Below are 25,183 nucleotides of genomic sequence, written 5' to 3'. Positions count from 1 at the left end.
CAACCTCTCTTGCAGTACGTGAAGGCCCCCTTCATTGCGCCTAGCGCAATGAAGGGGGCCTTCACGTACTGGGGACCAGATCTATGACCACCCGGCCGACGGCCTCACCGCCGCCGTGCTCCCTCAGGCACGGTCGATCACCGCCTTGAGGAACCGCCGTGTCCGGTCGTGATCGGGATCGTTGAACAACTTGTCCGGCACGGCGTCCTCCAGCACCTGTCCCTGGTCGAACATCATCACCCGGTCCGAGACGTCGCGGGCGAACTGCATCTCGTGCGTGACGCACAGGATCGTGATGTCGGTCGACGCGGCGATCTCGCGCAGCACACGCAGGACGTCCGCGACCAGTTCCGGGTCCAGCGCCGAGGTGACCTCGTCCAGCAGCAGCACGTCCGGCCGCATCGCGAGCGCCCGTGCGATCGCGACGCGCTGCTGCTGGCCGCCGGAAAGCCGCGTGGGATGCGCGTCCTTCTTGTCCGCAAGCCCAACCATCTCCAGCAGGTCGACCGCTCGTGCCTCGGCCTCGTCGCGGGCGAGGCCGAGCGAATGGATCGGCGCCTCGGTGATGTTGCGCAGCACGTTCATGTTGGGGAACAGGTTGAACTGCTGGAACACCATGCCGATCCGTTTGCGCACGGCCCGCAGGTACTTCTCGTCCGCGGGCACCAGTTTCCCGCCGCGCTTCAGATGACTCAGGTAGTCACCGCAGACCTCGATGGTGCCGCCGTCGACCCGCTCCAGGGTCATCAGCAGCCGCAGGATCGTCGTCTTCCCGGACCCGCTCGGCCCGATCAGCGAGACGAACTCCCCCGGCGCGACGGTGAAATCGAGGTCCCGCAGCACGACGTGGTCACCGTAGGACTTGACCACCTGCGAGAACCGGATCATCGGGGAATCAACTGTGGGCGGCACGACGCTCCAACCTTCTCACCAGAATCGACGCCGGCAGGCTCACCAGCAGGAACAGCACCCCGGCCAGGGTGTACGGCTCGATGACGCGGAACGTTTCGGCGCCGACCTCTTTCGCCCGGTTGAGCACGTCGAGGACGCCGATCCCCAGGAGCAGCGGGGTTTCCTTGAACAACGAGATCGTGTAGTTGCCGAGCGCGGGCAGAACCCGGGGGACCGCCTGCGGCAGGACAACGGCCGTCCACACCCGAGACCGTGGCAGATTCAGCGCGGTCGCGGCCTCCCACTGTCCTTTCGGGACAGCCTCGATCCCGGCGCGGTAGACCTCGGCCGAGTAGGTCGCGTAATGCACGCCGAGCGCCACCACACCGGTGACGAACGCCGACATCGTGAACCCCGTCAGCGGCGGAACCAGGTAGTAGATCGCGAACACCTGGATCAGCAACGGAGTACTGCGGACGAACTCGATGAACAACGTGACCGCCTGCGACAGCACGGGAATCCCCGTGCGGCGGATCAGCGCGAACACCAGCCCGAGCGCGTAGGCGACGGCGGAGGCGAGCAGCGTGATCTCGACGGTGACGAGCAAACCCTTCAGCAGCAAGGGAATCGAGTCGAACGCCGCTTCCCAGCTCCAGTCCATCAGACACCCCCCGCCGTGGCCGTCATCTTCGCCGGAGACCTGCCGAGGCGCCGCGCCGCGACCCGCTCCAACGCCCGCATCCCGCCGGTGATCAGCAACGCGATCAGGAGGTAGAGCACGAGTTCGGTGCCGTAGATCCAGCCGATCTCGGAACCGAACACCGGCCGCAGCAGTTCACCTTGCCGCGCCATCTCCGGGACGGCGATGAACGAGAGCAGGGCGGTGCTCTTCAGCAACTGGATGAACAGGTTGTTGAACGGTGGCAGCATTTCCGCGAACGCCTGCGGCAGGATCACCCGCCGCATCCGCTGGGCAGGCGTCAGGTTGAGCGCGACAGCGCCTTCGAACTGCGCCCGCGGGACGGAATTCACCGCGCCGCGGACGATCTCCGCGCCGTACGCGCCGTGATTCAGCCCGAGCACCAGGATGCCGGCGAACATCGGGACCAGCTGGAAACCCACCAGCACCGGCAGGACGAAGTACAGCCAGAACAGCTGGACGACCTCCGAGGTGCCGCGGAAGATCTCCACGTAGACCCGGGAGATCCCCCGCACGATCCTGGACGGTGATCGGAGCGCGAGGCCCGCGATCAACGAGAGCACGACGGTGACCGCGATTCCGCCGAGCGCGGCGGTTACGGTCGCGGTCAGTCCACTGAGGACGGAAGTGACGATATGCGATACCGACGACGACATGACGTCAGCCCCGTTACACCGCGCAGAGTTTCTCGGTGGTGACGTCGGCCTTCGGCAGGTTGTCCGCCGAGAACCCGAACGGTGTCACGATCCTGGTCCACTCACCGCTGTCGTGCAGCTTTCCGAGTTCGGCGTTGAACGCCTCGCGCAGTGGGTTGTCGTCCTTGCGGAAGACGAACGCGCCGGCGGAGACGACCGGCTGCCCGTTCTTGATCGGATCGAAGCCCGGCGTCACTTCCGCCGCGGCACCGGCGTTCTTCGCCAGGACGTCCTTGAGCGAGATGTCGGTCAGCGCGGCGCAGTAGACCCGTCCGTCGGTGACCGCGCGGAGCATGTTGTCCTGCGAATCGAGGGTGACGATCTGGTCCTCGGCCACCCCGGCATCGGTGGCGTAGCCCTTCTCGACGGCGGCGGAGAGCACGGCGACCTTGATCTTCTTCGCGGCGATGTCCTCGAACTTCCGGACCTGCTGCGGATTTCCCTTCGGCACCAGCAAAGCCGTCAGCGCCGAGTAGTCGGGGATCGAGAACGCGGCGGCGTCGCACCGTTCCTTCTTGATGTTCATCCCGGCCGCCACGAGGTCGTACTTCCTGGCGTTGAGCGCGGGGATCAACTGGTCGAAGGAGACCGCTTCGGCTTCCACGTTGTCGATGCCCATGGCCTTGAAGACGGCACGCGCGACTTCCGGCGCCTCACCGGTGACCTTGCCGCTTTGATCCGTGAAACCGTACGGTGCTTCGTTCGCGATACCGATCTTGATCTTCTTGGAGCTTTTCGCCGCCTCCAACGCGTTTCCGGAGGTCGTCGACGTGCACGCGGACAACAGCACCGGACCGCCGATCGTCACCGCCCCCAGAACGGCCGACCGCCGGAAGAATTCTCGCCTCGACCACTCGCCGTGCGCCATAGCCGCACCCCTTTTCGATTAATCGGTTTAATCGAAACGTAGGTGGGTACCTTAGCCCAGGCAATGTGAGTGACTCCCCCGCCAGCCGCCGTTACGGTACCGAGATTTACGGTGACTTTACGTGCTCAAGCCGTGGCGCTCCCGCACCAAACCGACAATTCCGTCCATGATGTCGGTGAGTTCGTAGTCCTTCGGCGTGAACACCTTCGCGATCCCGCGGTCCAGCAGGAGTTTCTCGTCGTCGGGCGGGATGATGCCGCCGACGATGACCGGGATGTCGCCCGCGCCCGCGGCCCGGAGCCCGTCCACGACCTGCGGCACGACCTCGAGATGCGACCCCGAGAGCACCGAAAGCCCGACCACGTGCACGCCCTCCTGGACCGCCGCCGCGACAATCTGTTCCGGCGTGAGCCGGATGCCCTGGTACACCACCTCGAAACCGACGTCGCGCGCCCGCACGGCCACCTGCTCGGCGCCGTTGGAATGCCCGTCGAGGCCGGGTTTGCCGACCAGGATCCGCAGCCGCTCGCCGATCTCGGTGTTCGTCGCCTTGACCCGGTCGCGTACGCGGCGGATCTCCGCGTTGCCCTCGCCCGCGGCCGCCGACGCGGAAACCCCGGTGGGAGCGCGGTATTCGCCGAACACCTCGCGCAGGGCCCCCGACCATTCGCCGGTGGTGACGCCGGCGCGGGCGCAGTCGATCGTGGCCTCGAACAGGTTCTCCGAGGTCTTCGCGATGGCCTTCAGCTTTTCCAGTGACGACTCGGCGGCCGCGGTGTCACGCTGCGCCCGCCATTCTTCGATCGCGCTGACGGCCTGCTTCTCGACGGCCGGGTCGATCGTCTCGATCGCCTTGGCACCTTCGGCCTGCAACGGCGAAGGCTCGGTGGTCTCGAACTTGTTGACGCCGACCAGGATCCGCTCGCCGTTCTCCATGCCACGCCGCAGTTCGGCGAGCGCGGCGACGAGCTGGGACTTCATGTAGCCGCTCTCGACAGCCGCGACAGCGCCGCCGAGATCCTGCACTCGTGCGATCTCTTCGCGCGCGCCAGCCATGATCTCGTCGACCTTGGCCTGGATGACGTGCGAGCCGTCGAAGATGTCCTCGTACTCCAGCAGATCGGTCTCGAACGCGAGCACCTGCTGCATCCGCAGCGCCCACTGCTGATCCCACGGCCGGGGCAGGCCGAGCGCCTCGTTCCAGGCGGGCAACTGGATCGCGCGGGCCCTGGCGCCACGGGAAAGCGAGACCGCGAGCATCTCCAGCACGATGCGCTGGACGTTGTTCTCCGGCTGGGCCTCGGTCAGGCCGAGCGAGTTGACCTGCACGCCGTAGCGCAGCCGCCGCGCCTTCGGATCCGTTACGCTGTAACGATCCCGGGTGATCTCGTCCCAGAGCGCGGTGAACGCGCGCATCTTCGACATCTCCTCGACGAAACGCACCCCGGCGTTGACGAAGAAGGAGATCCGCGCGACCACCTTGGCCATGTCGGCCTGCTCGACCTGCCCGGAATCCCGGACGGCGTCGAGGACGGCGATGGCGGTGCACAACGCGTACGCGACCTCTTGCGTCGGCGTCGCGCCGGCTTCCTGCAAGTGGTAGCTGCAGATGTTGATCGGGTTCCACTTCGGGACGTGGTGCACGGTCCACGCGATCATGTCGGTGATCAGGCGGAGGCTCGGCCCCGGCGGGAAGATGTAGGTGCCTCGGGAGAGGTATTCCTTGATGATGTCGTTCTGCGTAGTGCCGGTGAGCCGGGCCAGCACCTCGTCCACGTCGCGGCCTTCGGCTTCGGCCTGCTCGCGCGCCACGGAGACGTAGAGCGCCAGCAGCCACATGGCGGGCGCGTTGATCGTCATCGACGTGTTGGCCTCGGCGAGCGGGATGCCGTCGAAGAGCCGCCGCATGTCGCCGAGGTGCGAGACCGGGACGCCGACCTTGCCGACTTCGCCCTTGGAGAGCTGGTGGTCCGGGTCGTAGCCGGTCTGCGTCGGCAGGTCGAAGGCGACGGAAAGGCCCGTTTGCCCCTTGGCGAGGTTGCGCCGGTAGAGCTCGTTGGACGCGGCCGCGGACGAGTGGCCCGCGTAGGTCCGCATCACCCAGGGGCGGTCCCGTTCACGGTCCGTGGGATAGGGCACGGTGCACCTCCGGGTCGGACACAGCGGACGACCGTCCGAGCATACCGGCCGGTAACATGGCGCGCCCAGTTGAATCGGACACAGTCGGGTTATTCTCCGGCGGCCGAGTCCTGGCGCTTTCGTGCCTCGTCAACGGCTTTCGCGAGCTTTTCCCGCACCTTCGCCACCTCACTGATACCCACGAGGATGACTGGCGGCTTGCGATCCTTCCCGGAGCCCGCGCCGAAGTTCGCCGACGCCCACACCAGCACGCCGAGCCTGCCGAACGTGATCGTCCCGGTCCTTCCGGGTCCCGGGGTGACGACGGGATCCGCCAGCCCGGCAAGCGCCGCGAACTCCTCCCTGCGGCGCACCAGCGAACTGGTCACGATGACCCGGCCGTCCGTCACGGCGTAGGTGGTCGAGGCGAGCCTGAGGTACCTGATGAGCGGCCTGCCGACGAGTTGGAACACGCCGGCGACGGTGAGCACGACCCAGGCGGCCGTGTGGAACGCCGTTTCGTGGTTGTAGAAGAAGAAAACCGTGACGGTGCCCAGCCAGAGCAGGCCGAAGGGGACGTTGAAGTAGTCACCGGGGTTGAAGAGGGGCCTGCGCACCGGAGTCCCGGCCCAGATGACCCGTTCACCCGGAAGGAGGTCGATCTGCCCCTCATGCATGGCATCGCACCCTACCCGTCCGGGAGGCGGGCGACAGTGTCCGTTCGTCGGTTACCTCCGGGCCGAACGGGCTTATCGGCCGCGTTGCCGCGCCGTGGTGATCAGGTCGCGGACGCGGCGCGCCTTCCCAGATCAGGCGTTCGCCGGGGGAATCGTGACTGTGACCGAAATCCACGAGACTCGGCCGCGTCCGGCATCTAGCGTTGGCGACCGTGACCTGGAGTTCGTACAGCAGCTATCTGCTCATCGTCGTCCTGATCGTGCTCGCACCGGGGCCGGACACGATGGTGATGCTCAAGAATTCGCTGTCCGGCGGCACCCGCGGCGGGCTGCTGGCGACGGCCGGGATCTTCGTGGCCAACTCCGTCCAGGGCACCGCCGCCGCGCTCGGCCTCGGCGTCCTCATCGCGCAGTCGCAGCCGGTGTTCGTGACGCTCAAGTGGGTCGGCGCCGCCTATCTGGTCTTCCTCGGTTTCCAGGCGCTGCGCGGCGCGTGGCGAGGCGACTACTCCGGCGTCGCGGCGGCGAAACAGCAGCAGGCGAGCGGATTCCGCCGCTTCCGCGAGGGCTTCCTCTCCAACATCACCAACCCGAAGGTTCTCGTGCTGTACCTGTCGGTGCTGCCGCAGTTCCTCGACCCGGTGACGACCTCGGCGTGGGACGCGCTGCTGCTCGCCTACACGGTCGCGGTGCTGGGCACGCTCTGGCTGATGACACTGCTGTTCTTCGTGCACCGCGTGCGGACCTGGCTGGAACGACGCAAGGTCCGCCGCGCGCTCGACGGCGTCACCGGAACCGCGCTGGTCGGTTTCGGCGCCGCGCTCGTGCTCGAAGCTTAGGCCCGGTCGGGTTCGCCCGAAACGCGCTCGATCCGCGCGCCGAGCCGGTTCAGGTTCTCCACGAAATGCGGGTAGCCGCGGTCGATGTGGAAGACGTCCCAGACCTCGGTGACGCCGTCCGCGCACAATCCGGCCAGCACCAGCCCGGCGCCGGCGCGGATGTCCGCCGCCCATACCGGGGCGCTGGAGAGCTTCTCCACGCCGCGGACGACGGCGTGGTGCCCGTCGGTGCGGGCGTCGCCGGAAAGCCGCATCATTTCTTCGATGAACCGGAACCGGGCCTCGTAGATGTTTTCGGTGATCATCGAGGTGCCCTCGGACACCGCCGACAGCGCCACCGCGAACGGCTGCAAGTCGGTCGCGAAGCCGGGGTACGGCAGCGTCACCCAGTCGACCGCCTTCGGGCGCTCGGTCTGGACGATGCGGAAACCCTTGTCGCCGAACGTTTCGACCTCGGCACCCGCCAGGCGGAGCTTGTCCAGGACGAGGTCGAGGTAATGCGGGTTGACCCCGCGGACGGTCAGGTCGCCCCGCGTCATCGCGGCGGCGAACGCCCAGGTCGCGCCCACGATCCGGTCGCCGATCACGCGATGCTCGGTGGGATGCAGCTTCTCGACGCCCTCGACGGTGAGGGTCGAGGTGCCGGCGCCTTCGACCTTCGCGCCCATCTCGGTCAGCATCGTGCAGATGTCGACGATCTCGGGCTCGCGCGCGGCGTTGTCGATGACCGTGGTGCCCTCGGCGAGCACGGCGGCCATCAGGATGTTCTCGGTGGCGCCGACACTCGGGAAGTCCAGCCAAATCTGCGCGCCGCGCAGGCCGTCGGCCTTCGCCACGACGCAGCCGTGCTCGATGGTGCTGGTGGCGCCCAGCTTGCGCAGGCCGTTCTGGTGCATGTCCAGCGGCCGGGAGCCGATGGCGTCACCGCCCGGCAGCGCCACGACGGCCTGTTTGAGCCGTCCGACCAGCGGGCCGAGCACGCACACCGACGCGCGCAGCTTGCCCATCGCGGCCGAATCGGCCCGGTGCGACAGTTCGGCCGGAGTGGTGATCTTGGCGGTGTCGCCGTCGATGACGACGTCGCAGCCGACACTGCGCAGGACGTCGCCCATCAGCGGGACGTCCAGGATCTGGGGGCAGTTCGTGATGGTCGTCGTACCCTCGGCCAACAGGGCCGCGGCCATCAGTTTCAGGACGCTGTTCTTCGCCCCGACCACGTCGACCTCGCCGACCAGCCGTGCTCCGCCGTGCACGTCGAAGTGCTCACTCATGGGCGCCAATCATGCCCTCTCACCCGGATTTGCCTTACGCCGGGCCGGGTAGAGTCGGCTTCATGGTCGTTCGCATCAACCGCGTTTACACGAAGGTCGGCGACAACGGCACCACGGCACTCGGCGACGGCTCCCGCGTGCCGAAGACGTCGCCGCGGCTGGCCGCGTACGCCGACGTCGACGAAGCCAACTCCGTCATCGGGCTCGCGCTCGCGATGGGCGGTCTGCCCGGCGAAATCGCCGATGTCCTGCGTGGGATCCAGAACGATCTCTTCGACGTCGGCGCGGACCTGTGCGCGCCGATCGTGGAGAACCCGCCGTACGAGCCGCTGCGCATCACCGAGCGGTACATCGAACGGCTGGAAGGCTGGTGCGACCAGTTCAACGAACGCGTGCCGAAGCTGACGTCGTTCATCCTGCCGGGTGGCACCCCGGGGGCGGCGTTCCTGCACCAGGCCCGCACGGTCGCGCGCCGGGCCGAGCGCTCCGGCTGGGCGCTGTACGAGGCCGAACAGGCCACGACCAATCAGCTGGCGATCAAGTACCTGAACCGGCTTTCGGATCTGCTGTTCATCCTGTCGCGGCTGGCGAATCCGGACGGCGACATCCTGTGGCAGCCGGGTGGCGCCTCCTGACGACGCGATTCGGCACCTGATCGCGATCGTTGCGTGTTGCAAGTACCGCAAGCAGGTGCCGAAGTGCGTGACGGGGCGGGGTTCAGCCCTGTTCCCGTGTCGCCCAATAGCGCTCGAGGTCGACGTCGGGCGTGCCGTCCTTGCCCGGGTCGATCGCCTTCATCGTGATCGTGTCCTCCAGGGACACGGACTCGGGAAGGTGGCTCCAGCGGTTCGCGTCCTCGCTCTGAGTCATACGCCGAGAATAGACGTGGATCACGTGCGAAGCCCGGTAGAAATGCCGGTCGGTGAAGATCTCATGTTCGCTTCGGAGATGCTGGGGCGCGACAACGCCGGTGCGCTTACCCCTGCGTGACCCCCTTCCCACGACCGCAACTAGAGGACTAATTGCGTGAGTGGGTCACAGCCCCCAGGAAGCCCGAAGCACGGCGAGCGCGTCATGGAAGCCAGGGAAGGTCTTCTTCACGCATCCCGGATCATCCAGCGTGATTCCCGGCGTACGCAGCCCCGTGACGCTGAACGCCATCGCGATCCGGTGATCCCGGCGGCATTTCACGAGCGCCCCCGAAGGCGAAGCGGGCTGGATCTCGATCCAGTCCCGTCCGGTCTCCACCGGAACGCCCATCGCGCGCAGGTTCTCTTCGCACGCCGCGAGCCGGTCGCATTCCTTGATCCGCGTGTTGTAGACGTCCTCGATCCGCACTGGCCCGTCCGCGAACGGCGCGATGGCGGCGAGCGTCGGCACGGTGTCGGAGATGTCGCGCATGTTCACCGTGACGCCGCGCAGCCCGCCGGTCCCGGTCACGGTCACCGCGTCCGCCCCCACCTCGACGTCCGCGCCCATCTGCCGCAGCACCTCGACGAACCCCAAGTCGCCTTGCAGGGCCCCGGCGCCGAGACCCGGGATCGTCACCGAACGCCCGGTCGACGCCGCAGCGGCGAAGAAGTAGCTCGACGTCGAAGCGTCGGGCTCGATCTCGTAGTGGCAAGCGCGGTACGGCGTGGGTGGCACGAGGAACGTGTCACCCTCCCGGACGACCTCGACGCCGAAGCGCCGCATCATCGCGATGGTGATCTCGACGTAGGGCACCGAAACCAGGTCGGTGACGGTGATCCGCAATCCCTCCGTGGTCAGCGGGCCGACCAGCAGCAACGCGGTCAGGAACTGCGACGACAGCCCGGCGTCCAGCGTCAGGCCCCCGCCCTTGATCCCGGCGGCCCGCACCACCAGCGGATGGTGGCCCGGCGCGCCTTCGAAGGTGAGGTCGACGCCCAGATCCAGCAGCGCGTCGGTGAGCGGCCCCAGCGGGCGGGCGCGCATCTGCCCGGAAGCGTCGAACCGGAAGGTGCCGTGACCGGCGGCGGCCAGTGCGGGCAGGAAGCGGGCGGTGGTGGCGCCGTCGCGGCAGAAGACGTCGGCGTTGTCGACGGCGGGACCCTCAGGCCTGCCGTCGATCGTCCACTCCCCGTCAGTGCGGGAGACCTGGTAGCCGAGCTTGAGGAGGCCTTCGGCGAAGCCCTCGGAGTCATCCGAACGCAGCGGCTTGCTCAACACGGTCGTGCCGTGGGCGGCGGCCGCGAGGAACAGGCCTCGGGCGGTGATCGACTTCGAACCGGGGATGTCGACGATGGTCACCGCGTGAGCATACGGCGTGCCGGAACGGCGAACTCGCGTGATCAGAGGCGCAACACGCGTGATTGGGGGCGTAACTCAGGAAGCGCGCGGGAGGCGGCGGCCGGGTGGGGCCGACTCGAGCCAGGAGAGGAAACCGGTGAGGGCGCCGGGGCCCATCGCGATCTCGATCGCCTCCTGGGTGGCCGACTCACACCGCAGGACGATCGAGCCGTCGGGGACGGCGTACGCCTCCGTGCCGGAAGGATCGCGCCGGTCCGCGATCTCCATACTCGCCCGTTGGAACACCCGGTCCGGGCCGGTCCGCAGGCTCCACACCCGAAACCAGACGAACTCGTCGCCCTCGTAGCGGCCCAGCCCCAGATGCCAACTGGACCGCGCCTCGTCCGGACGCCACCGCAGCGCGACGCTCACGCCACCACCGCGGCGCATCCGGACCCACCGCAACGAATACCAGGCCGCGACGACGGCCAGGATGGTCAGGGCCCCGAGAACACCCACGGCGATTTCCACGGCCCGGCCCCTGCCCGATTCCCGGTCAGACCGACTGACCGGCCGCGCGGAGCTGGGCGGTCGCCCTAGCCCGCTCTTGCTCGTCTTCGCCGCTCAACGCCTTCTTGGCCGCATCGACGTCGATCTCGTGCGAAAGCTCAGCGCTCTCGGCGAGAATGCTCACGCCGGTCGCGGTGACCGACAGGAACCCGCCGTGCACCGCGGCGGTCACGGTCTCGCCGTCCGTCGTCGTCACCTTCACGACGCCACCCTCGACGAGCTGGCCCAAAACCGGCTCGTGACCGGCCATGATGCCGATCTCGCCCTCGGTGGTCTGGGCCACCACGAACGTGGCGGTACCGGACCAGAGACGGCGCTCGACGGCTACCAGCTCGACAGAAATCTCAGCCACGTAGCTTCCCTTCACCTCAGGTGCTGGCACCGAGTGTAATGGTCGAAGTTCCCTGTATGCGAACGACGGGACCAGCGTCCACAGTAGACACTGATCCCGCCGCTCGTCGGAACATCACTTCTTGGTGATTTCCTTGTACTTCTTCTCGAGGTCTTCGAGGCCACCGATACCCAGGAACGCCTGCTCCGGGTAGTGGTCGAAGTCGCCCTTGGTGATGCGGTCGAAGGACTCGATGGTCTCCGACAGCGGCACGGTCGAACCCGGGATCTGCGTGAACGCCTCGGCGACCAGCATGTTCTGCGACAGGAACCGCTCGATGCGGCGCGCGCGCTGAACGGTGAGCTTGTCCTCTTCCGAGAGCTCGTCCATACCGAGGATCGCGATGATGTCCTGCAGTTCCTTGTACTTCTGCAGGATCCGGATGACCTCGGAGGCCACCCGGTAGTGGTCCTCACCGACGATGGCCGGGTCGAGGATCGTCGACGTCGACGCCAGCGGGTCCACCGCCGGGAAGATGCCCTTCTGGAAGACACCACGCGAAAGCTCGGTGGTGGCGTCCAGGTGGGCGAACGTCGCGGCCGGGGCCGGGTCGGTGTAGTCGTCCGCGGGGACGTAGATCGCCTGCATCGAGGTGATCGAACGACCACGGGTCGAGGTGATCCGCTCCTGGAGCTGACCCATCTCGTCGGCCAGCGTCGGCTGGTAACCCACGGCCGAAGGCATGCGGCCCAGCAGGGTCGACACCTCGGAACCGGCCTGGGTGAACCGGAAGATGTTGTCGATGAAGAGCAGCACGTCCTGGTTCTGCACATCGCGGAAGTACTCCGCCATGGTCAGCGCGGACAGCGCGACCCGCATACGGGTGCCCGGCGGCTCGTCCATCTGGCCGAAGACGAGGGCGGTGTCGTTAATGACGCCGTCCTCGGACATCTCCAGGAAGAGGTCGTTGCCCTCACGGGTGCGCTCGCCGACACCGGCGAACACCGAGGTACCACCGAAGTTCCGGGCGACCCGGGTGATCATCTCCTTGATGAGCACCGTCTTGCCGACGCCGGCACCGCCGAACAGGCCGATCTTGCCGCCCTCGACGTACGGGGTCAGCAGGTCGACGACCTTGAGGCCGGTCTCCAGCATCTTCGTCTTGCCTTCGAGCTGGTCGAAGGAAGGCGGGTTGCGGTGGATGCCCCAGCGCTCGAGGTCGTCGCCGTAGCCGGGCTCGTCGAGGCACTCGCCGAGCGCGTTGTAGACGTGGCCCTTGACCTTGTCGCCGACCGGGACCGTGATGGGGCCGCCGGTGTCGGTGACCTCGGCACCACGCACCAGGCCGTCCTGCGGCTGGAGCGAAATGGTGCGGACGAGGTTGTCACCGAGGTGGCTGGCGACCTCGAGGGTCACCGTCTTGCGCAGCTGCTCGAACTCAATCTCGACCTTGAGCGCGTTGAACTGGTCTGGCACGGAACCGCGCGGGAACTCGACGTCGACGACCGGCCCGGTCACCGACACGATGCGCCCCTTGGCACGCGGGGTTTCAGTACTGGTCATCAATCATCACTTCCTGCTGCGGTGAGCGCGTTCGCGCCACCGACGATTTCGGAGATCTCCTGGGTGATCTGCGCCTGACGGGCCTGGTTCATCTCCCGCGTGAGCGTGCCCACCAGATCGTTCGCGTTGTCCGACGCCGCCTTCATCGCGGTACGGCGGGCCGCGAGTTCGGATGCGGCCGACTCGAGCATCGCCGCGAAGATCCGCGTGTTGATGTACTTCGGCAGCAACGCGGCGAGCAGCTTTTCGGCGTTGGGCTCGAACTCGTAGCTCGGGAGCAGGCCTTCGGGCTTCTCCTCTTCGTCTTCGGTGTACTCGACCTCGAGCGGCGCGACGCGCTTGGCGACCGGACGCTGGGTGAGCATCGAGACGAACTCGGTGTAGACGACGTGGATTTCGTCGACACCGAGGATGCCGTCGGCGTTGCCTGCCTCGTCGTCGGCGCCGTTCAGGAACGACTCGACGATGAGTTCACCGGCGGTCGAGGCGTTGACGTAACCGGGCTGGTCGGAGAACCCCGTCCAGCTTTCGGTCACCTCGCGGCCACGGAACCGGTAGTAGCTCAGGCCCTTGTTGCCGGTCACGTACAGCACCGGCTCCTTGCCCTGCTTGCGCAGCAGCGTGAGGAGTTCCTCGGTCGCCTTCAGCACGTTGGAGTTGTACCCACCGCACTGGCCCTTGTCGCTGGTGATCACGAGGACCGCCGCGCGCTTCGGGTCGGCGCGCTCGACCAGCAAGGGGTGGTCGAGGTTGGCCGAAGCGCCCGCCAGGGCCGAGAGCACGTTCGTGATCTCGTCCGAGTAGGGCCGCGACGCCGCGACCTTCGCCCGCGCCTTGGTGATGCGCGCGGTGGCGATGAGCTCCATCGCCTTGGTGATCTTGCCGATGGACTTGGTCGCCTTGATACGCGACCGGAGTTCTCGGAGTTGTGCGGCCATGAGCTACCAGCTCACTTCTTCGGTGCGGGCTTGTTGACCTTGACGGTCTCCTGCCCGACCTTCTCGGCGTCCATCGCGTCGGAGACCTCGACCAGGCTCTTGCCCTCGGCCGTGGTGAACTCCTTCTTGAACTCGTTCACCGCGTCGACCAGCCCGGAGGCGGTGTCGTCGGAGAACTTGCCCGACTCGCGGATGTCCTTGAGGAGCTCGCCGTGCTTGCGACGGGCGGAGTCGACGAATTCGTCACGGAAGCGGCGGACGTCCTCGACCGGGACCGTGTCGAAGTGGCCGTTGGTACCGAGGTACACCGTGACGACCTGCTCCTCGACCGGGATCGGGGAGTACTGGGGCTGCTTGAGCACCTCGTACAGCCGCGCTCCACGCTCGAGCTGCGCCTTCGACGCGTCGTCGAGGTCCGAGGCGAAGGCCGCGAAGGCCTCCAGCTCGCGGTACTGCGACAGATCGATCCGGAGCGAACCCGAAACCTGCTTCATCGCCTTGACCTGCGCGGCACCACCCACGCGGGAAACCGAGATACCCACGTCGATGGCCGGGCGCTGACCGGCGTTGAAGAGGTCCGACTGGAAGAAGCACTGACCGTCGGTGATCGAAATGACGTTCGTCGGGATGTAGGCCGACACGTCGTTCGCCTTGGTCTCGATGATCGGGAGACCGGTCAGCGAGCCCGCGCCCAGCTCGTCCGAGAGCTTCGCGCACCGCTCGAGGAGACGGGAGTGCAAGTAGAAGACGTCGCCGGGGAAGGCTTCACGGCCCGGCGGGCGACGCAGCAGCAGCGAGATCGCGCGGTACGCGTCGGCCTGCTTGGTCAGGTCGTCGAACACGATGAGGACGTGCTTGCCCTCGTACATCCAATGCTGGCCGATGGCCGAACCGGTGTACGGCGCGATCCACTTGAAGCCGGCGGAGTCCGACGCGGGAGCCGCGACGATGGTGGTGTACTCCATCGCGCCGGCGTCCTCGAGGGACTTCTTCACCGCGGCGATCGTGGAGCCCTTCTGGCCGACCGCGACGTAGATGCAGCGAACCTGCTTCTTCGGGTCGCCGGTCTCCCAGTTGGCCTTCTGGTTGATGATCGTGTCCACCGCGACGGCCGTCTTACCGGTCTTGCGGTCACCGATGATCAGCTGACGCTGGCCACGGCCGATCGGGGTCATCGCGTCGATCGCGGTGATACCGGTCTGCAGCGGCTCGGCCACCGGCTGGCGCTCGACCACCGAAGCGGCCTTGACCTCCAGCGGACGACGGTCGCTGGTCTCGATCTCGCCGAGACCGTCGATCGGGGCGCCCAGGGGGTTCACCACGCGGCCGAGGTAGCCCTCGCCGACCGGGACCGAGAGGACCTGACCGGTGCGCTTGACCTGCTGGCCTTCGACGACGGTCTCGAAGTCACCGAGGATCGCGGCACCGATGGAACGCGCGTCGAGGTTCAGCGCGACACCGAGGACCCCGCCCGGGAACTCGAGCAGCTCGTTGGCCATGGCCGAGGGGAGGCCCTCTACGTGGGCGATACCGTCACCGGCGTCGATGACGACGCCAACCTCTTCCCGGCTCACGTCCGGGGCGTAACTCGAGACGTAGTTCTCGATCGCGCTACGGATCTCATCCGAGGAGATCGTCAGCTCCGCCATTTCAATCCCGCTCTCGCTTCGTTCGTGCCAGTGTGCAAAGTCGTTGTTGTGGGTCAGCCGGCCAGCCGGCGACGCAGGGCGTCGATGCGCCCGGCGGTGCTGCCGTCGATGACCTCGTCGCCGACGCGGACGACGAGTCCGCCGCCCAGTGACGGGTCCACCTCGACGTGCAGCGCGAGCTGCCGCCCGTAGAGGGCGTTGAGCTTCTCGCTCAGCCGAGCCTGCTGCTCGTCGGACAGCGCGCTCGCGCTGGTCACCTGGGCGACCGAGCGTTCACGGCGTTCCGCGGCCAGCTGGACCAGCCGCTCGAGGGCGTTGGCGACCCCGCGGCCCTTGGCGCGCAGGACGACCTGCTCGACGAGGGTCTCGGTGACCACGTCCACCTTGTCGGCGAACAGGGTGCGGACGAGGGCCCGCTTCGCCTCGGCGGGAGCGGCCAGGTCGGACAGTGCCCGTTCGAGCTCCGGGGCGCCCGCAACGATACGGGTGACCCGGAACAGCTGGTCTTCGACAGCGTCGATGTTCCCGGACTTCTCCGCACTGGTGAGCAGCGCCGAGCGGCCGAGGGCCTCGAGCCCGTCGGTCAGTTCGCGCGGGCTCGACCAGCGGCTGCCCGCCACGGAGTCGAGCACCTGCAGGGCCGGTTCGGAAACCTTGCCCGCGAGGATCCCGCGGGCGAGGCCGATCCGGGCTTCGGACGAGGCCGAACCGTCGGCGACGGCCCGGCGCAGGCCGATCTCCCGGTCCAGCAGGGCGACGACCGAAAGCAACTCGTCGCCGACCGTCGCCGGGTCCGTACCCGCGGCGGCCAGAACCTCGCCGAGACGATTCTCGGCGAGGTCGAGCGCTTCACGGCTCGCAGCATGCAGCGTCATTCTGGTCTACTTCCCCGCTCCGCCTGCGGCACCGGCGGTCTCCAGCTCGGCAAGGAACCGGTCCACGGTGCCGTGGCGGCGCGCGTCGTCCGCGAGCGACTCGCCGACGATGCGGCTTGCCAGCTCCACGGAGTTACGGCCGAGTTCGGCGCGCAGTTCGGCGATGATCTGCGCCTTCTGGGCCTGCAGCTGTGCCTGCCCCTGGGCGACGATGCGCTGGGACTCGGCCTCCGCCTCGGTGCGAAGCTCCGCCTTGATCTGCTCGGCTTCGAGCCGGGCGTCGTCGCGGATCTTCGCGGCCTCGGAACGGGCTTCCGCCAGCTGCGCCTTGTACTGCGCAAGGTTTTCTTCGGCTTCGGCCTGCGCCTTCTCGGCCCGCTCGATGCCACCCTCGATCAGCTTGGTGCGCTCTTCGTATGCCGTCTCGAAACGCGGGACGACGTACTTCTTCAGAACGAACAGCAGCAGAAGGAAGGCGATGAAACCGAGGATGAGCTCGGGAACGTGCGGCACGATCGGGTTGGGCACCTCTTCGGCGGCCAACACCAATTCGGTCTTCAGCACAACGTCTCCTTAAGCGATGAGCGGAACTCAGCCCTAGGCGGAGGCGAGGAAGTAGATGACGATACCGATCAGCGCCAGCACCTCGGTCAGCACGAAGGTCGAGAAGGCGATGCTCTGCAGCTTGCCCTGGGCCTCCGGCTGACGGGCGGTGCCGTTGATGACGGCGGCGAAGATGAGACCCACACCGATACCGGGGCCGATCGCGCCGAGGCCGTAACCGATGGCGGCGAGACCCTTGTTGATGCTGACGGCCTCGGCAGCCTGCTGCGCAAGAACGATGTTGCTCACGTGCGTTTCCCTTCAAACTCGGTCCGCGCGACTCACGCGGATCGGGGGCTTTTGGTTTCTCAGTGCTCCGACGCCAGTGCGGCGCCGATGTACCCTGCGGACAGCAGTGCGAAAATGAATGCCTGCAGGACCTGGATGAATGCCTCCAGGAAGGTCATCGCGATGGCGAACAGGAACGCCACCGGAGACGCGATTTTCACGAGGCCTTCGCCTTCGGTCAGCAGGAAGCTCCCACCGAGCGTGAAGACCATGATGATCAGGTGCCCGGCGAACATCGCCGCGAAGACTCGGATCGCCAGCGTGGCCGGCGCGATGAAGAACTTCTGCGCGAACTCGATGGTGGAGTACAGCGGCAGAACGAATCCGGGAATACCCGCCGGGGCCAGTTCCTTCTTCAGATAGCCCTTGAAACCGTGGCGCTTGAACCCGACGTAGTGATACACCGGGTAAACGACAAGGAACGCGAGTGCGACCGGGAAGCCGATTCGCGCCATGGTGGGGAACTGGAAGAACGGGATGATCCCGAAGAGGTTGTTCACCAGCACGAAGCTGAACAGACCCAGGATCAGCGGAATGAACGGCTTGAAGTCGGCAGAGCCGATCTGTTCCCGCGCGATGTTGTTGCGGCCGAAGTTGTAAATCGACTCGGCGATGAATTGCCCCTTACCCGGGACGACCTTCAGCCTGCGCGACGACACCATGAAGTAGGTGACGAGGATGATCAGGGAGATGACCACCAGCAGCATCGGCTTGGTGAAGCTCAACCAATAGCCGGAACCGAACAACGGCGGTAGGTTGAAGTCTTTGACGCCAGGCGGCGCGAACTCCGCACCCTCGGCTAGTACCAGCGCGCCCACTGGGCTCCTTCCGGTTCTCCCGGCCGGCGTTCACTCCGCCGGGGGAATCGTCACGATCTGGACTTAACGTACCCGACACGTATCGGGCCGTCGGAGGCGGCCACCCCACGATGTGCTGAACACGGCTTCACGTTCCGCACACGAGGATTCTCGATGCAGTGCTCCCGGGAGACAGACGCCTACCAGCGGGTAATGAGGGACGATTCAACACCGTCGCCACACTGCTGTTCGGGGTTCGTCATCGGGAGCCGGCAGCCGAGGCCGCCGCCCATACGCGGACCATATCAGCAGGTTCCGACGCGCCGTACAGGCGTACTACATTGCCCCTGAACGGCCGAGGACCTAGGTCCCGGCCCAGGTCAGGACCTGAGTCCCGAAATCAGTGGGAGGCGGGGATGATCGTCGGGATCTTGGTCTTGCGGAACGCGGCGAACTCCACCGCGGCGGCCACGAGGATCGCGACGATCATGGTGACGCCCAGCGCCATCGGGTGGATCGAGTCCACTCCGCGAAGCACGCTCAGCGCCGCGAAAAGAAGGATGAGCTTGAGTACGTAGCCACCGAGAGCGATCACCATCACGAACATCGGGTCCATGCCCGCGCTGAAGCGCATGAGGCCCAGCGTCGCGACGGCGGACACGAGGGCGAGCACGCCGCCGATGGCCGAGCCGAGCAGGCCCGGCTGTCCTTTGAGGATGGTGAACACCACGATGCAGATCAGCACCGCCGGCGGAACCAGCTTCAGGGAAGCCTTCATCATCGCGTTGGCCGCCTGCAGAACCACCTTGGCGTGGGGGTTCTCCTCCGCCTCGACGGTCTTCTCGGTCTCGCTCACAGAAAACTCCCTGATCGTCTCAGCCGTCCAGTGTAGGCCCGCGCCGATCCCGTCCTTCAGGCGGTTCGGTTCCGCGACCGCAGCCGCGGGATGACCGACACCAGAGTCGCGAGCAGGAAGCCGAATCCGACAATCCAGAAAACCGCGGCGTCGTCGAACAACGTCACCGAGACGGCGCCGAACGCGAGCAGGCCGGCCCACAAGTAGATGAGCAGCACCGCGCGGCGCTGCGAGTGGCCGATCTCCAGCAGACGGTGGTGCAGGTGCATCTTGTCCGCGGCGAACGGGCTCTCGCCGCGGCGGGTGCGGCGGATGACCGCCATGATCAGGTCGAGCAGCGGCACGAACAGCACCGCGGCGACCACGACCAGCGGCGAAAGCAGCGCGAGCGCGTCCTTACCGCTGAACTGCGGGTACGGCACGCGGCCCGACGCGGACGTCGTCGCCCCGGCCAGCATGAGGCCGATCATCATCGAACCCGAGTCGCCCATGAAGATCTTCGCGGGCTGGAAGTTGTACGGCAGGAAACCCAGACAGGCCCCGGCGAGCGTGGCCGCGATGAGCGCGGGCGGATACGCGCCGACGTCGCCGCCGGAAGAGTCGAGCAGGCCGAGCGAGAACGAGCAGGTCGCCGCGGCGGCGATGAAGCCGAGGCCGCCGGCCAGCCCGTCGAGGCCGTCGACGAAGTTCATCGCGTTGACCATCACGACCACCAGGACGACGGTCAGCAGCGCGCCCTGGTTCTTGTCCAGCACCAGGACCTGGCCGAAGGAATCGCCGACGCCGCCCCACGGCACCCAGAACGACACCCACTGCACGCCGAAGATCACCAGGATCCCGGCGCACATGACCTGACCGGCCAGTTTCGTCCAGGCGTCCAGTTCGAACCGGTCGTCGAGCGCGCCGATCAGGGAGATCACTCCCGCGGCGAGCAGGACGCCCAGCGAGTCGAAGGAGAAATCGAAGCCGCGGCTCAGCGCGGGCAGCTGGTGCGCGAGCCCCATCGCGGCGGCGACGCCCAGGAAGATGCCGATGCCGCCCATCCGCGGGATCGGGGTGACGTGGACGTCGCGGGCCCGCGGGTTCGCGATCGCGCCGATCCGGATGGCGAACCGCCGTACGACTCCGGTGAGCAGGAAGGTAACGGCCGCCGCGGTGAGGGCGACGAGGATGTACTCCCGGATCGGGAGGCCTTGCGTAGGTGGCATGGTGCGTTACGCCGCCGAGGTCCAAGTCACCTGAACACGCTACCGCGCCAGGGGGATACGGCGGCCAACGGTCCTAGGCGAGTGACTCCGCGGGCACTCCCAGTACTTCCGCGATCGCGGCCCGGCTGACCGCGCCCTCCCGCAGGACGACCGGGTCGTCGCCGGTGAGATCGACCATCGAGGACGGAACGGGGTCGCCCGTCGACCCGCCGTCGAGGTAGACCGCGACGCTGTCGCCCAGCTGGTCGACGGCCTCCTGCGCGGTGGAGGCGGGCGGCTGCCCGGAGACGTTGGCGCTGGAGACCGCCATCGGGCCGACGTCACGCAGCAGTTCCAGCGCGACCGGGTGCAGCGGCATCCGCAGCATCACCGTCCCGCGTGACTGGCCCAGGTCCCATTGCAGGCTCGGCGCGTGCGGCAGGACGATGGAAAGATCACCGGGCCAGAAGGCCTCGATGAGCGCTCGGGCGGCAGGCGGCGTGCCGAGCACCAGTCCGTCCACAGTGGACCAGGAGCCGACGAGGACACCGACCGGCATGTCCGGGCCGCGGTTCTTGGCCCGCAGGAGGGACTGGACGGCGCCGCTGTCGAAGGCGTCCGCGCCGATGCCGTAGACCGTGTCGGTCGGCAGGACGACGAGACGGCTGGAGCGGACCGCGCTCGCCGCCGCGGCGAGTCCGTCGGTCCGGGATTCACGCTTGCTGCAGTCGTACACCGCGCTCATGGCAGATGAGCGTAGCCCTGCCCCCTCGTGAGCGGTGAGGACGGTGGGAACCGCCGGTGCTGTAGGTGCCGACGGAGGTCGGCCGGGATCGCAGGTCCGTGAAGGGCCCTTCCCTGCCTTGANNCCCTGCCTTGAGAGTCGGGAAGAGACCCTTCACGGACTTCAGACCGGAACGCTGATGTCGCGAAAGCCACTTCCGGGACGTCAGATGTCCTGAAAGTGGCTTTCGCGACCCCACGATCCCGGGACGCACCTCGTGAGTGGTGAGGACGGTTGGAACCGTCCTCACCACTCACGAGCCGAGCTGGGTCAGAAGGCGAAAGCGGTGCAGTACGACGTCGCCGTCTTGCCCGGATCGGCGATCGACGTCGCGGTCAGCTTGATCTGCGCGACGTGGTCGCCACCCCCGGCCCGTTTGGCGTGCGCCGTCGCCGACGACCGCCCGCCGAACGGGACGGTGGACAGCTCGTTCGGCAGCCGGACCTCCCAGCCCTTCGCGGTGGTGGACGCCCTCAGGCGATAGGTGTCGGTGTCGAACGGCGCGGCCGCGCCCTTCGCGTCGCCCGTGTTGAGCACCGGGAACGAGCAGCTCGCGAGCCCCTGCTTGGCGAACGCCGGGATCGACGGCCACAGCGAGACGCCCCTGGCCTGCGAGCCCGCGCCGTCGAGCGAGGCCACCGTGACGACGTAGGACAGCACGCCCTTGCGGTCGCGCTCGACGTCCGAGACGAGGAACTTCAGCCGGTTCGCCTCGTCGGTGTACTCGTATTTGCTCGCCGAACCGGTGCCCGCCTTGAAGGCGGCGTCGTTGAGCTGGCGGTAGTCGCCGATGGAGATCGGGACCGGGGTGCCGTCCGGCTTCTTGTAGTCGGTCATGCCGATGTCGGCCGGATGCGCGTCGACGATCCATTCGAAGGGCGCGTTGTCCTGGTTCTTCGTCTTCGCGATGATGACGCCGGAATCGGGGGCGAAGGAATCACTGCCCATCCGGTCGACGACCTCGACGGTGTAATTGTCGTAGCCACCGCCGTCGCAGAACGGATCCTTCGAGCGATCGCATTTCGGCGAAAGGTCCCCGCCGTTGAGCGCGATGTTGATGCCGCTGTAGGCGCCCTGTCCCGGCAGGACCGAACGCGCCGTGATCCTGGTCGAAACCGGGCCGTTCTCGGCGAGGGAGTTCCGGTCGAGTTTCAGCACGTCCTCGGCGTCGATGATGTCGAGCTTCATCTTGGTGCGCAGCATGTGGTGCGACCCCATCGAGCCGCCCTGCGTCGCCGGGATCTGCCAGCGGGTGTGCGGTCCGCCGGGGCCGTTGAAGCTGCCGCGCGACATCATCTCCCACGGGCCGGTGTAGGTCCTGGACGGCGGGGTGCCGAACGGGTTGTTGTAGTTGTCGCCGATGCCGAGAATGTGGCTCAATTCGTGCGCGTAAACCGCCTGGCCCGAGCTTTCGGCCTGGGTCGAGGAACCGGTGACCGCGTTCGGCCAGATGCTCGCCGCGGATTTCCACGACGTCCACGGGACATAACGGGTGGCCGCGGCGTTCGGCATTCCCGCGACACCGGGGCCGAATTCGTCGGGCACGTTCTCACGCTCGCCGAATTTCATCACGCCGAATTCCTGCCAGGTCGCGCTCTCGTCCTGGCCCGCGGAAAGATAGAAGATGAAGTCGAACTGCTTGGCGACGTCACCCACGTCCGCCCGCCAGGCGGCGCCCGCGTCGGCACGCAGGTCACGCTTGCAGTTCGCGCCCGGCGGACACGCGCCGGGCTGGAACTCCATGCCGTATTCGAAGGACTTGCCCGGCAGCCGGTACGGCCCGAACGCGGTCAGGTCCACGCCCATCCTGCCGCCGGAGTCCTCCATCCAGTACTCGTTGATGGTGTGGCCCTGGTTGAGCGCCTGGGGCTTGTTGAGGAAGTCCTGGTAGAACTTCGCCACGTTCGCCCGGGGGATGTCGCTGGCCGCGGGGCCGGGGTTGCCGAACACCGTCGAACGCGTCGGCTGCGTGACGGCGAACTCCTGGTCCGGGTAGTCCGCGAGCACCACGGCGCCCTTGAACGTCCGCTTGGTCGGCTTCAGCGCGGGATCGGCCCAGTCGGTGCCGGGTGGCTTGCGGTAGTCGTCCCACGTCATATGGTCCTGATTTTCCCAGGTCGACCCGTCGATGGGGGCGGGCCAGCCCTTCACCGGCACCGCGGCGGACGCGGGCTGGGCGACCAAACCGGGCAACAGGGTGACGGCGGCGAGGACGGCGAGTGTTCTGAGTGGGGCTCGTCGGAGAGACGATCGCATCGGGGTACACCTCCCAGTCGGACCGCCGATGAGGCGGCCGTGATCGACGGTAGGAGGTGGGCTTTGCCCTGGGCACCGCCGGAAGTCGTGAGTCCCGCTAACTATCCGGCCGCCCGCTGTCTCCAAGGTGCCCTTGGGGACGTTGAACGTCTCGAAGTGGCCTTCAGGACACCCCGCGGCTCGTCGTGTCCACCCCCTCTCGCGTTTCGTCCTCTGGTTGCGGTAGTTGCGCGTGCAACTACCGCAACCAGAGGACGAAACGCGGGAGAGAAAGGGCGTCAGGAGACGCGCAGGGCGGTCACGAACCGCGGGCGACCGGCGAGGTCGAGGTGGCCCCGGACGTCGGTCAGCACCCGGCGCGCCCGTACCAGCGCCGGGACGGCGGAGCCGTGCGTGTCGTCGTGCTCGATCGCCATCCCGCCGGTGGGCCGCAGCAGCCGCGCGGCGGCGGCGATCGCGTGCCGAATCACCGCCAGCCCGCTCTCCTCCGCGAAGACCGCCCGCGCCGGGTCGTGCTCGGCGACCTCGGCGGGCACCGGCGTGCCTTCCGGCACGTACGGCGGGTTGCACAGGACCAGGTCGACGAGCCCGTCGAGTTCGGCGAACATCGTGCTGTCGGCGACGTCGCCGGAGTACAGCCGGATGGGCGTGTCCCCCGCGTCGGCGTGGACGTCGGCGTTGTGCCTGGCCCAGGCGAGCGCCTGCGCGTCGATGTCGACGGCGTAGACGACGGCGTCCGGCCGCGCGTGCTGCACGGCCAGCGCCAGCGCGCCGGAGCCGGTGCAGAGGTCGACCACCACCGGGTACTCGCGCCCGTGCAGCAGTTTGAGGCCCCATTCCAGGAGCAGTTCGGTCTCCGGGCGCGGGACGAACACCCCGGCGCCGACGTTGACCGTGATGTCGCCGAGCGCGGCCCAGCCGGTGAGGTACTGCAACGGGATCCGTTTGGCCCGCTGGTTCACGAGCTGGCCGATCGCGTCGATGACCGGCGGGTCCACCAGTGGCACCATCGGCAGGCGGCCGCGTTCGACGCCGAGGACATGGGAGGCGATGATCTCCGCGTCCGAGCGCGGGGACGCCACCCCGGCCTCGGTGAGGATGCGGGTCGCTTCCATGATGGCGAGGCGCAACGGCTGCCGGTTCACTGATGTTCCTTCACAGAGTCAAGCCTGACACACGACGCACGCGTGCCGGGGTCGATACACGCGGGCTCAGGGTAGCGATTCCTTTCAGCGCACCCGCCACGAGAGTGACGACAACGTCAGCGCCGCTTCGGCCACTCGCCGCGCCAGGTCGGTCTGAAGGCTCCTCGCCGCCGAAGCAATCCACTCATCGACGTTCTGTACGCCGATATCGCGGTATTCGACAGCCTGGAGCAGCATTTCGAGCTTGTCCGCGTCGCGTGCGTAGAGCGCCTCCGGGCTCTCCGCGGTTTCGTACTCGTCAACGGCGTCGCGCACCGAGTCACGCGCGGCGCCGGGAAGGGCCGACGTCTGCGCGGAGGTGATGGCCCGAGGGTCCGGCTTCTCGACGAAACCCTTGATCGTGTGCGGAAGGTCTCCGGTCCTCGTCTCCTGCGTGTCGTGCCAGAGCGCGAGGTACGCCGCCCGCGCCGGGTCTGCGCCGCCCTCGGCAGCCAGCAAGCCTGCCAGCTGCGCGACCCTCGTGGTGTGCTCGGCGACCGATTCGGGATCACGGACCCCGGCCTGCCACCACCCGGCTCGCCGGATCCGCTTGAGCACACCCAGTTCGAATCCGAACCTGGCCAGGGCTTCCACGCTGCTCCCCTACGCGTCGACAACGAGATATCCGGCCAGTGTCCCGCGACGCTGCCTGAGCGTGTCGATGCGGTCGTCCATCTCGGCCAGTTCGCGCCGGATCTCCGTCACGACCGTCGGGCACAGGTCGAGTTCCGGCGGTTCACCGTTCGCGCGCGGGAGCACCTTGGCGATGACCTGCGTGGTCAGCCCGGCCGTGAGCAGCGCGCGGATCTGCCTCACGGTGGTGACCGCGTCGTCGCCGAAGGTGCGATAGCCGTTGGAATCGCATCGCGAGACCAGCAGACCCTGCTCCTCGTAGTTGCGCAGCGACCGGTGACTCACACCGGTCCGCCGGGACAGCTCGCCGATCAGCATGTGAACCCCGACATCTCGGTGTCGAGGCCCGCGACGAATGGC

At 67.4% G+C, this 25,183-nt stretch carries 27 protein-coding genes; 2 read left to right on the top strand and 25 right to left on the bottom strand.

The window, feature by feature from the left end; all coding sequences use genetic code 11:
• Positions 1-123 precede the first annotated feature (123 nt).
• The 6 genes from ehuA to BS329_RS18470 all read right to left on the bottom strand — a co-directional run bounded on the left by ehuA (position 124) and on the right by BS329_RS18470 (position 5,949).
• A complete protein-coding gene (gene ehuA / locus BS329_RS18495) occupies positions 124-888 on the bottom strand; it encodes an ectoine/hydroxyectoine ABC transporter ATP-binding protein EhuA (protein ID WP_076162438.1) in 765 nt (254 codons plus the stop codon).
• A 7-nt stretch (positions 889-895) separates the two neighbouring features.
• Positions 896-1,552, bottom strand: coding sequence for an ectoine/hydroxyectoine ABC transporter permease subunit EhuD (gene ehuD / locus BS329_RS18490; RefSeq protein WP_076162436.1), 657 nt, complete (start codon positions 1,550-1,552; stop codon positions 896-898).
• Positions 1,552-2,247 carry an ectoine/hydroxyectoine ABC transporter permease subunit EhuC gene (ehuC, locus tag BS329_RS18485; protein ID WP_076162434.1) on the bottom strand — a complete coding sequence of 232 codons (696 nt, stop codon included), beginning with the start codon at positions 2,245-2,247 and terminating at the stop codon, positions 1,552-1,554. Before ehuC ends, ehuD begins: the two co-directional genes overlap by 1 nt.
• 13 nt (positions 2,248-2,260) lie before the next feature.
• On the bottom strand, positions 2,261-3,154 hold the full coding sequence (ehuB, locus tag BS329_RS18480) for an ectoine/hydroxyectoine ABC transporter substrate-binding protein EhuB (protein ID WP_076162432.1): 894 nt from the start codon (positions 3,152-3,154) through the stop codon (positions 2,261-2,263).
• A 117-nt stretch (positions 3,155-3,271) separates the two neighbouring features.
• Positions 3,272-5,293, bottom strand: coding sequence for a protein meaA (locus BS329_RS18475; RefSeq protein ID WP_076162430.1), 2,022 nt, complete (start codon positions 5,291-5,293; stop codon positions 3,272-3,274).
• A gap of 89 nt (positions 5,294-5,382) precedes the next feature.
• Positions 5,383-5,949 carry a YdbT family protein gene (locus tag BS329_RS18470; RefSeq protein WP_076162428.1) on the bottom strand — a complete coding sequence of 189 codons (567 nt, stop codon included), beginning with the start codon at positions 5,947-5,949 and terminating at the stop codon, positions 5,383-5,385.
• A 212-nt stretch (positions 5,950-6,161) separates the two neighbouring features.
• On the opposite strand from BS329_RS18470, the gene BS329_RS18465 reads away from it, so the two are divergent.
• Positions 6,162-6,788: a LysE family translocator gene (locus BS329_RS18465; protein WP_076162804.1), complete on the top strand. Its 627-nt coding sequence runs from the start codon at positions 6,162-6,164 to the stop codon at positions 6,786-6,788.
• Here the strand turns inward: BS329_RS18465 and murA are convergent.
• The gene (gene murA / locus BS329_RS18460; protein ID WP_076162426.1) at positions 6,785-8,059 is read right to left on the bottom strand and encodes a UDP-N-acetylglucosamine 1-carboxyvinyltransferase; all 1,275 of its coding nucleotides are present in this window, start codon (positions 8,057-8,059) and stop codon (positions 6,785-6,787) included. The genes BS329_RS18465 and murA overlap by 4 nt on opposite strands.
• Before the next feature lie 62 nt (positions 8,060-8,121).
• On the opposite strand from murA, the gene BS329_RS18455 reads away from it, so the two are divergent.
• Positions 8,122-8,694 carry a cob(I)yrinic acid a,c-diamide adenosyltransferase gene (locus tag BS329_RS18455; RefSeq protein ID WP_076162424.1) on the top strand — a complete coding sequence of 191 codons (573 nt, stop codon included), beginning with the start codon at positions 8,122-8,124 and terminating at the stop codon, positions 8,692-8,694.
• A gap of 82 nt (positions 8,695-8,776) precedes the next feature.
• On the opposite strand, the gene BS329_RS18450 is transcribed toward BS329_RS18455, so the two are convergent.
• The 18 genes from BS329_RS18450 to BS329_RS18365 form a co-directional block, all read right to left on the bottom strand.
• Complete coding sequence (locus BS329_RS18450) at positions 8,777-8,929, bottom strand: hypothetical protein (RefSeq protein WP_244197212.1); 153 nt, start codon at positions 8,927-8,929, stop codon at positions 8,777-8,779.
• 165 nt (positions 8,930-9,094) lie between these two features.
• Positions 9,095-10,330 carry a 3-phosphoshikimate 1-carboxyvinyltransferase gene (gene aroA, locus BS329_RS18445; protein WP_076162422.1) on the bottom strand — a complete coding sequence of 412 codons (1,236 nt, stop codon included), beginning with the start codon at positions 10,328-10,330 and terminating at the stop codon, positions 9,095-9,097.
• Positions 10,331-10,405: 75 nt separating this feature from the next.
• Positions 10,406-10,840 (bottom strand): DUF2550 domain-containing protein, encoded by a 435-nt coding sequence (locus BS329_RS18440; protein ID WP_076162420.1) that lies wholly within the window; start codon positions 10,838-10,840, stop codon positions 10,406-10,408.
• 25 nt (positions 10,841-10,865) lie between these two features.
• The gene (locus BS329_RS18435; RefSeq protein ID WP_007028324.1) at positions 10,866-11,231 is read right to left on the bottom strand and encodes a F0F1 ATP synthase subunit epsilon; all 366 of its coding nucleotides are present in this window, start codon (positions 11,229-11,231) and stop codon (positions 10,866-10,868) included.
• Between the two features lie 114 nt (positions 11,232-11,345).
• Positions 11,346-12,773, bottom strand: coding sequence for a F0F1 ATP synthase subunit beta (gene atpD / locus BS329_RS18430; protein WP_076162418.1), 1,428 nt, complete (start codon positions 12,771-12,773; stop codon positions 11,346-11,348).
• Entirely contained in the window at positions 12,773-13,711 is a 939-nt protein-coding gene (locus BS329_RS18425) for a F0F1 ATP synthase subunit gamma (RefSeq protein ID WP_076162416.1), read from the bottom strand. Before BS329_RS18425 ends, atpD begins: the two co-directional genes overlap by 1 nt.
• Before the next feature lie 11 nt (positions 13,712-13,722).
• Positions 13,723-15,360 carry a F0F1 ATP synthase subunit alpha gene (gene atpA, locus BS329_RS18420; protein ID WP_076162414.1) on the bottom strand — a complete coding sequence of 546 codons (1,638 nt, stop codon included), beginning with the start codon at positions 15,358-15,360 and terminating at the stop codon, positions 13,723-13,725.
• A gap of 53 nt (positions 15,361-15,413) precedes the next feature.
• Complete coding sequence (locus BS329_RS18415) at positions 15,414-16,235, bottom strand: F0F1 ATP synthase subunit delta (protein ID WP_076162412.1); 822 nt, start codon at positions 16,233-16,235, stop codon at positions 15,414-15,416.
• A 6-nt stretch (positions 16,236-16,241) separates the two neighbouring features.
• The gene (locus BS329_RS18410) at positions 16,242-16,799 is read right to left on the bottom strand and encodes a F0F1 ATP synthase subunit B (RefSeq protein WP_076162410.1); all 558 of its coding nucleotides are present in this window, start codon (positions 16,797-16,799) and stop codon (positions 16,242-16,244) included.
• Positions 16,800-16,832: 33 nt separating this feature from the next.
• Positions 16,833-17,087, bottom strand: coding sequence for an ATP synthase subunit c family protein (locus BS329_RS18405; RefSeq protein ID WP_005150354.1), 255 nt, complete (start codon positions 17,085-17,087; stop codon positions 16,833-16,835).
• 59 nt (positions 17,088-17,146) lie between these two features.
• On the bottom strand, positions 17,147-17,944 hold the full coding sequence (gene atpB / locus BS329_RS18400; RefSeq protein WP_076162408.1) for a F0F1 ATP synthase subunit A: 798 nt from the start codon (positions 17,942-17,944) through the stop codon (positions 17,147-17,149).
• 379 nt (positions 17,945-18,323) lie between these two features.
• Positions 18,324-18,779 (bottom strand): Cg1360 family ATP-synthase-associated protein, encoded by a 456-nt coding sequence (locus BS329_RS18395; RefSeq protein ID WP_076162406.1) that lies wholly within the window; start codon positions 18,777-18,779, stop codon positions 18,324-18,326.
• A gap of 56 nt (positions 18,780-18,835) precedes the next feature.
• Positions 18,836-19,987, bottom strand: a complete 1,152-nt coding sequence (locus tag BS329_RS18390; RefSeq protein WP_076162404.1) for a glycosyltransferase family 4 protein — start codon at positions 19,985-19,987, stop codon at positions 18,836-18,838.
• A gap of 73 nt (positions 19,988-20,060) precedes the next feature.
• The gene (locus BS329_RS18385) at positions 20,061-20,711 is read right to left on the bottom strand and encodes an L-threonylcarbamoyladenylate synthase (RefSeq protein ID WP_076162402.1); all 651 of its coding nucleotides are present in this window, start codon (positions 20,709-20,711) and stop codon (positions 20,061-20,063) included.
• A gap of 309 nt (positions 20,712-21,020) precedes the next feature.
• Complete coding sequence (locus BS329_RS18380; protein WP_076162400.1) at positions 21,021-23,006, bottom strand: M6 family metalloprotease domain-containing protein; 1,986 nt, start codon at positions 23,004-23,006, stop codon at positions 21,021-21,023.
• A gap of 278 nt (positions 23,007-23,284) precedes the next feature.
• Positions 23,285-24,151: a peptide chain release factor N(5)-glutamine methyltransferase gene (gene prmC / locus BS329_RS18375; protein WP_076162398.1), complete on the bottom strand. Its 867-nt coding sequence runs from the start codon at positions 24,149-24,151 to the stop codon at positions 23,285-23,287.
• 84 nt (positions 24,152-24,235) lie between these two features.
• On the bottom strand, positions 24,236-24,784 hold the full coding sequence (locus BS329_RS18370) for an HD domain-containing protein (RefSeq protein ID WP_076162396.1): 549 nt from the start codon (positions 24,782-24,784) through the stop codon (positions 24,236-24,238).
• Positions 24,785-24,793: 9 nt separating this feature from the next.
• Entirely contained in the window at positions 24,794-25,141 is a 348-nt protein-coding gene (locus BS329_RS18365; protein WP_076162394.1) for a MerR family transcriptional regulator, read from the bottom strand.
• Positions 25,142-25,183 lie beyond the last annotated feature (42 nt).

This window comes from Amycolatopsis coloradensis (assembly GCF_001953865.1).
Classification (GTDB): domain Bacteria; phylum Actinomycetota; class Actinomycetes; order Mycobacteriales; family Pseudonocardiaceae; genus Amycolatopsis; species Amycolatopsis coloradensis.
The sequence above is the reverse complement of the archived record's forward strand: the minus strand, read 5'-3'. Positions and strand labels throughout refer to the sequence as shown.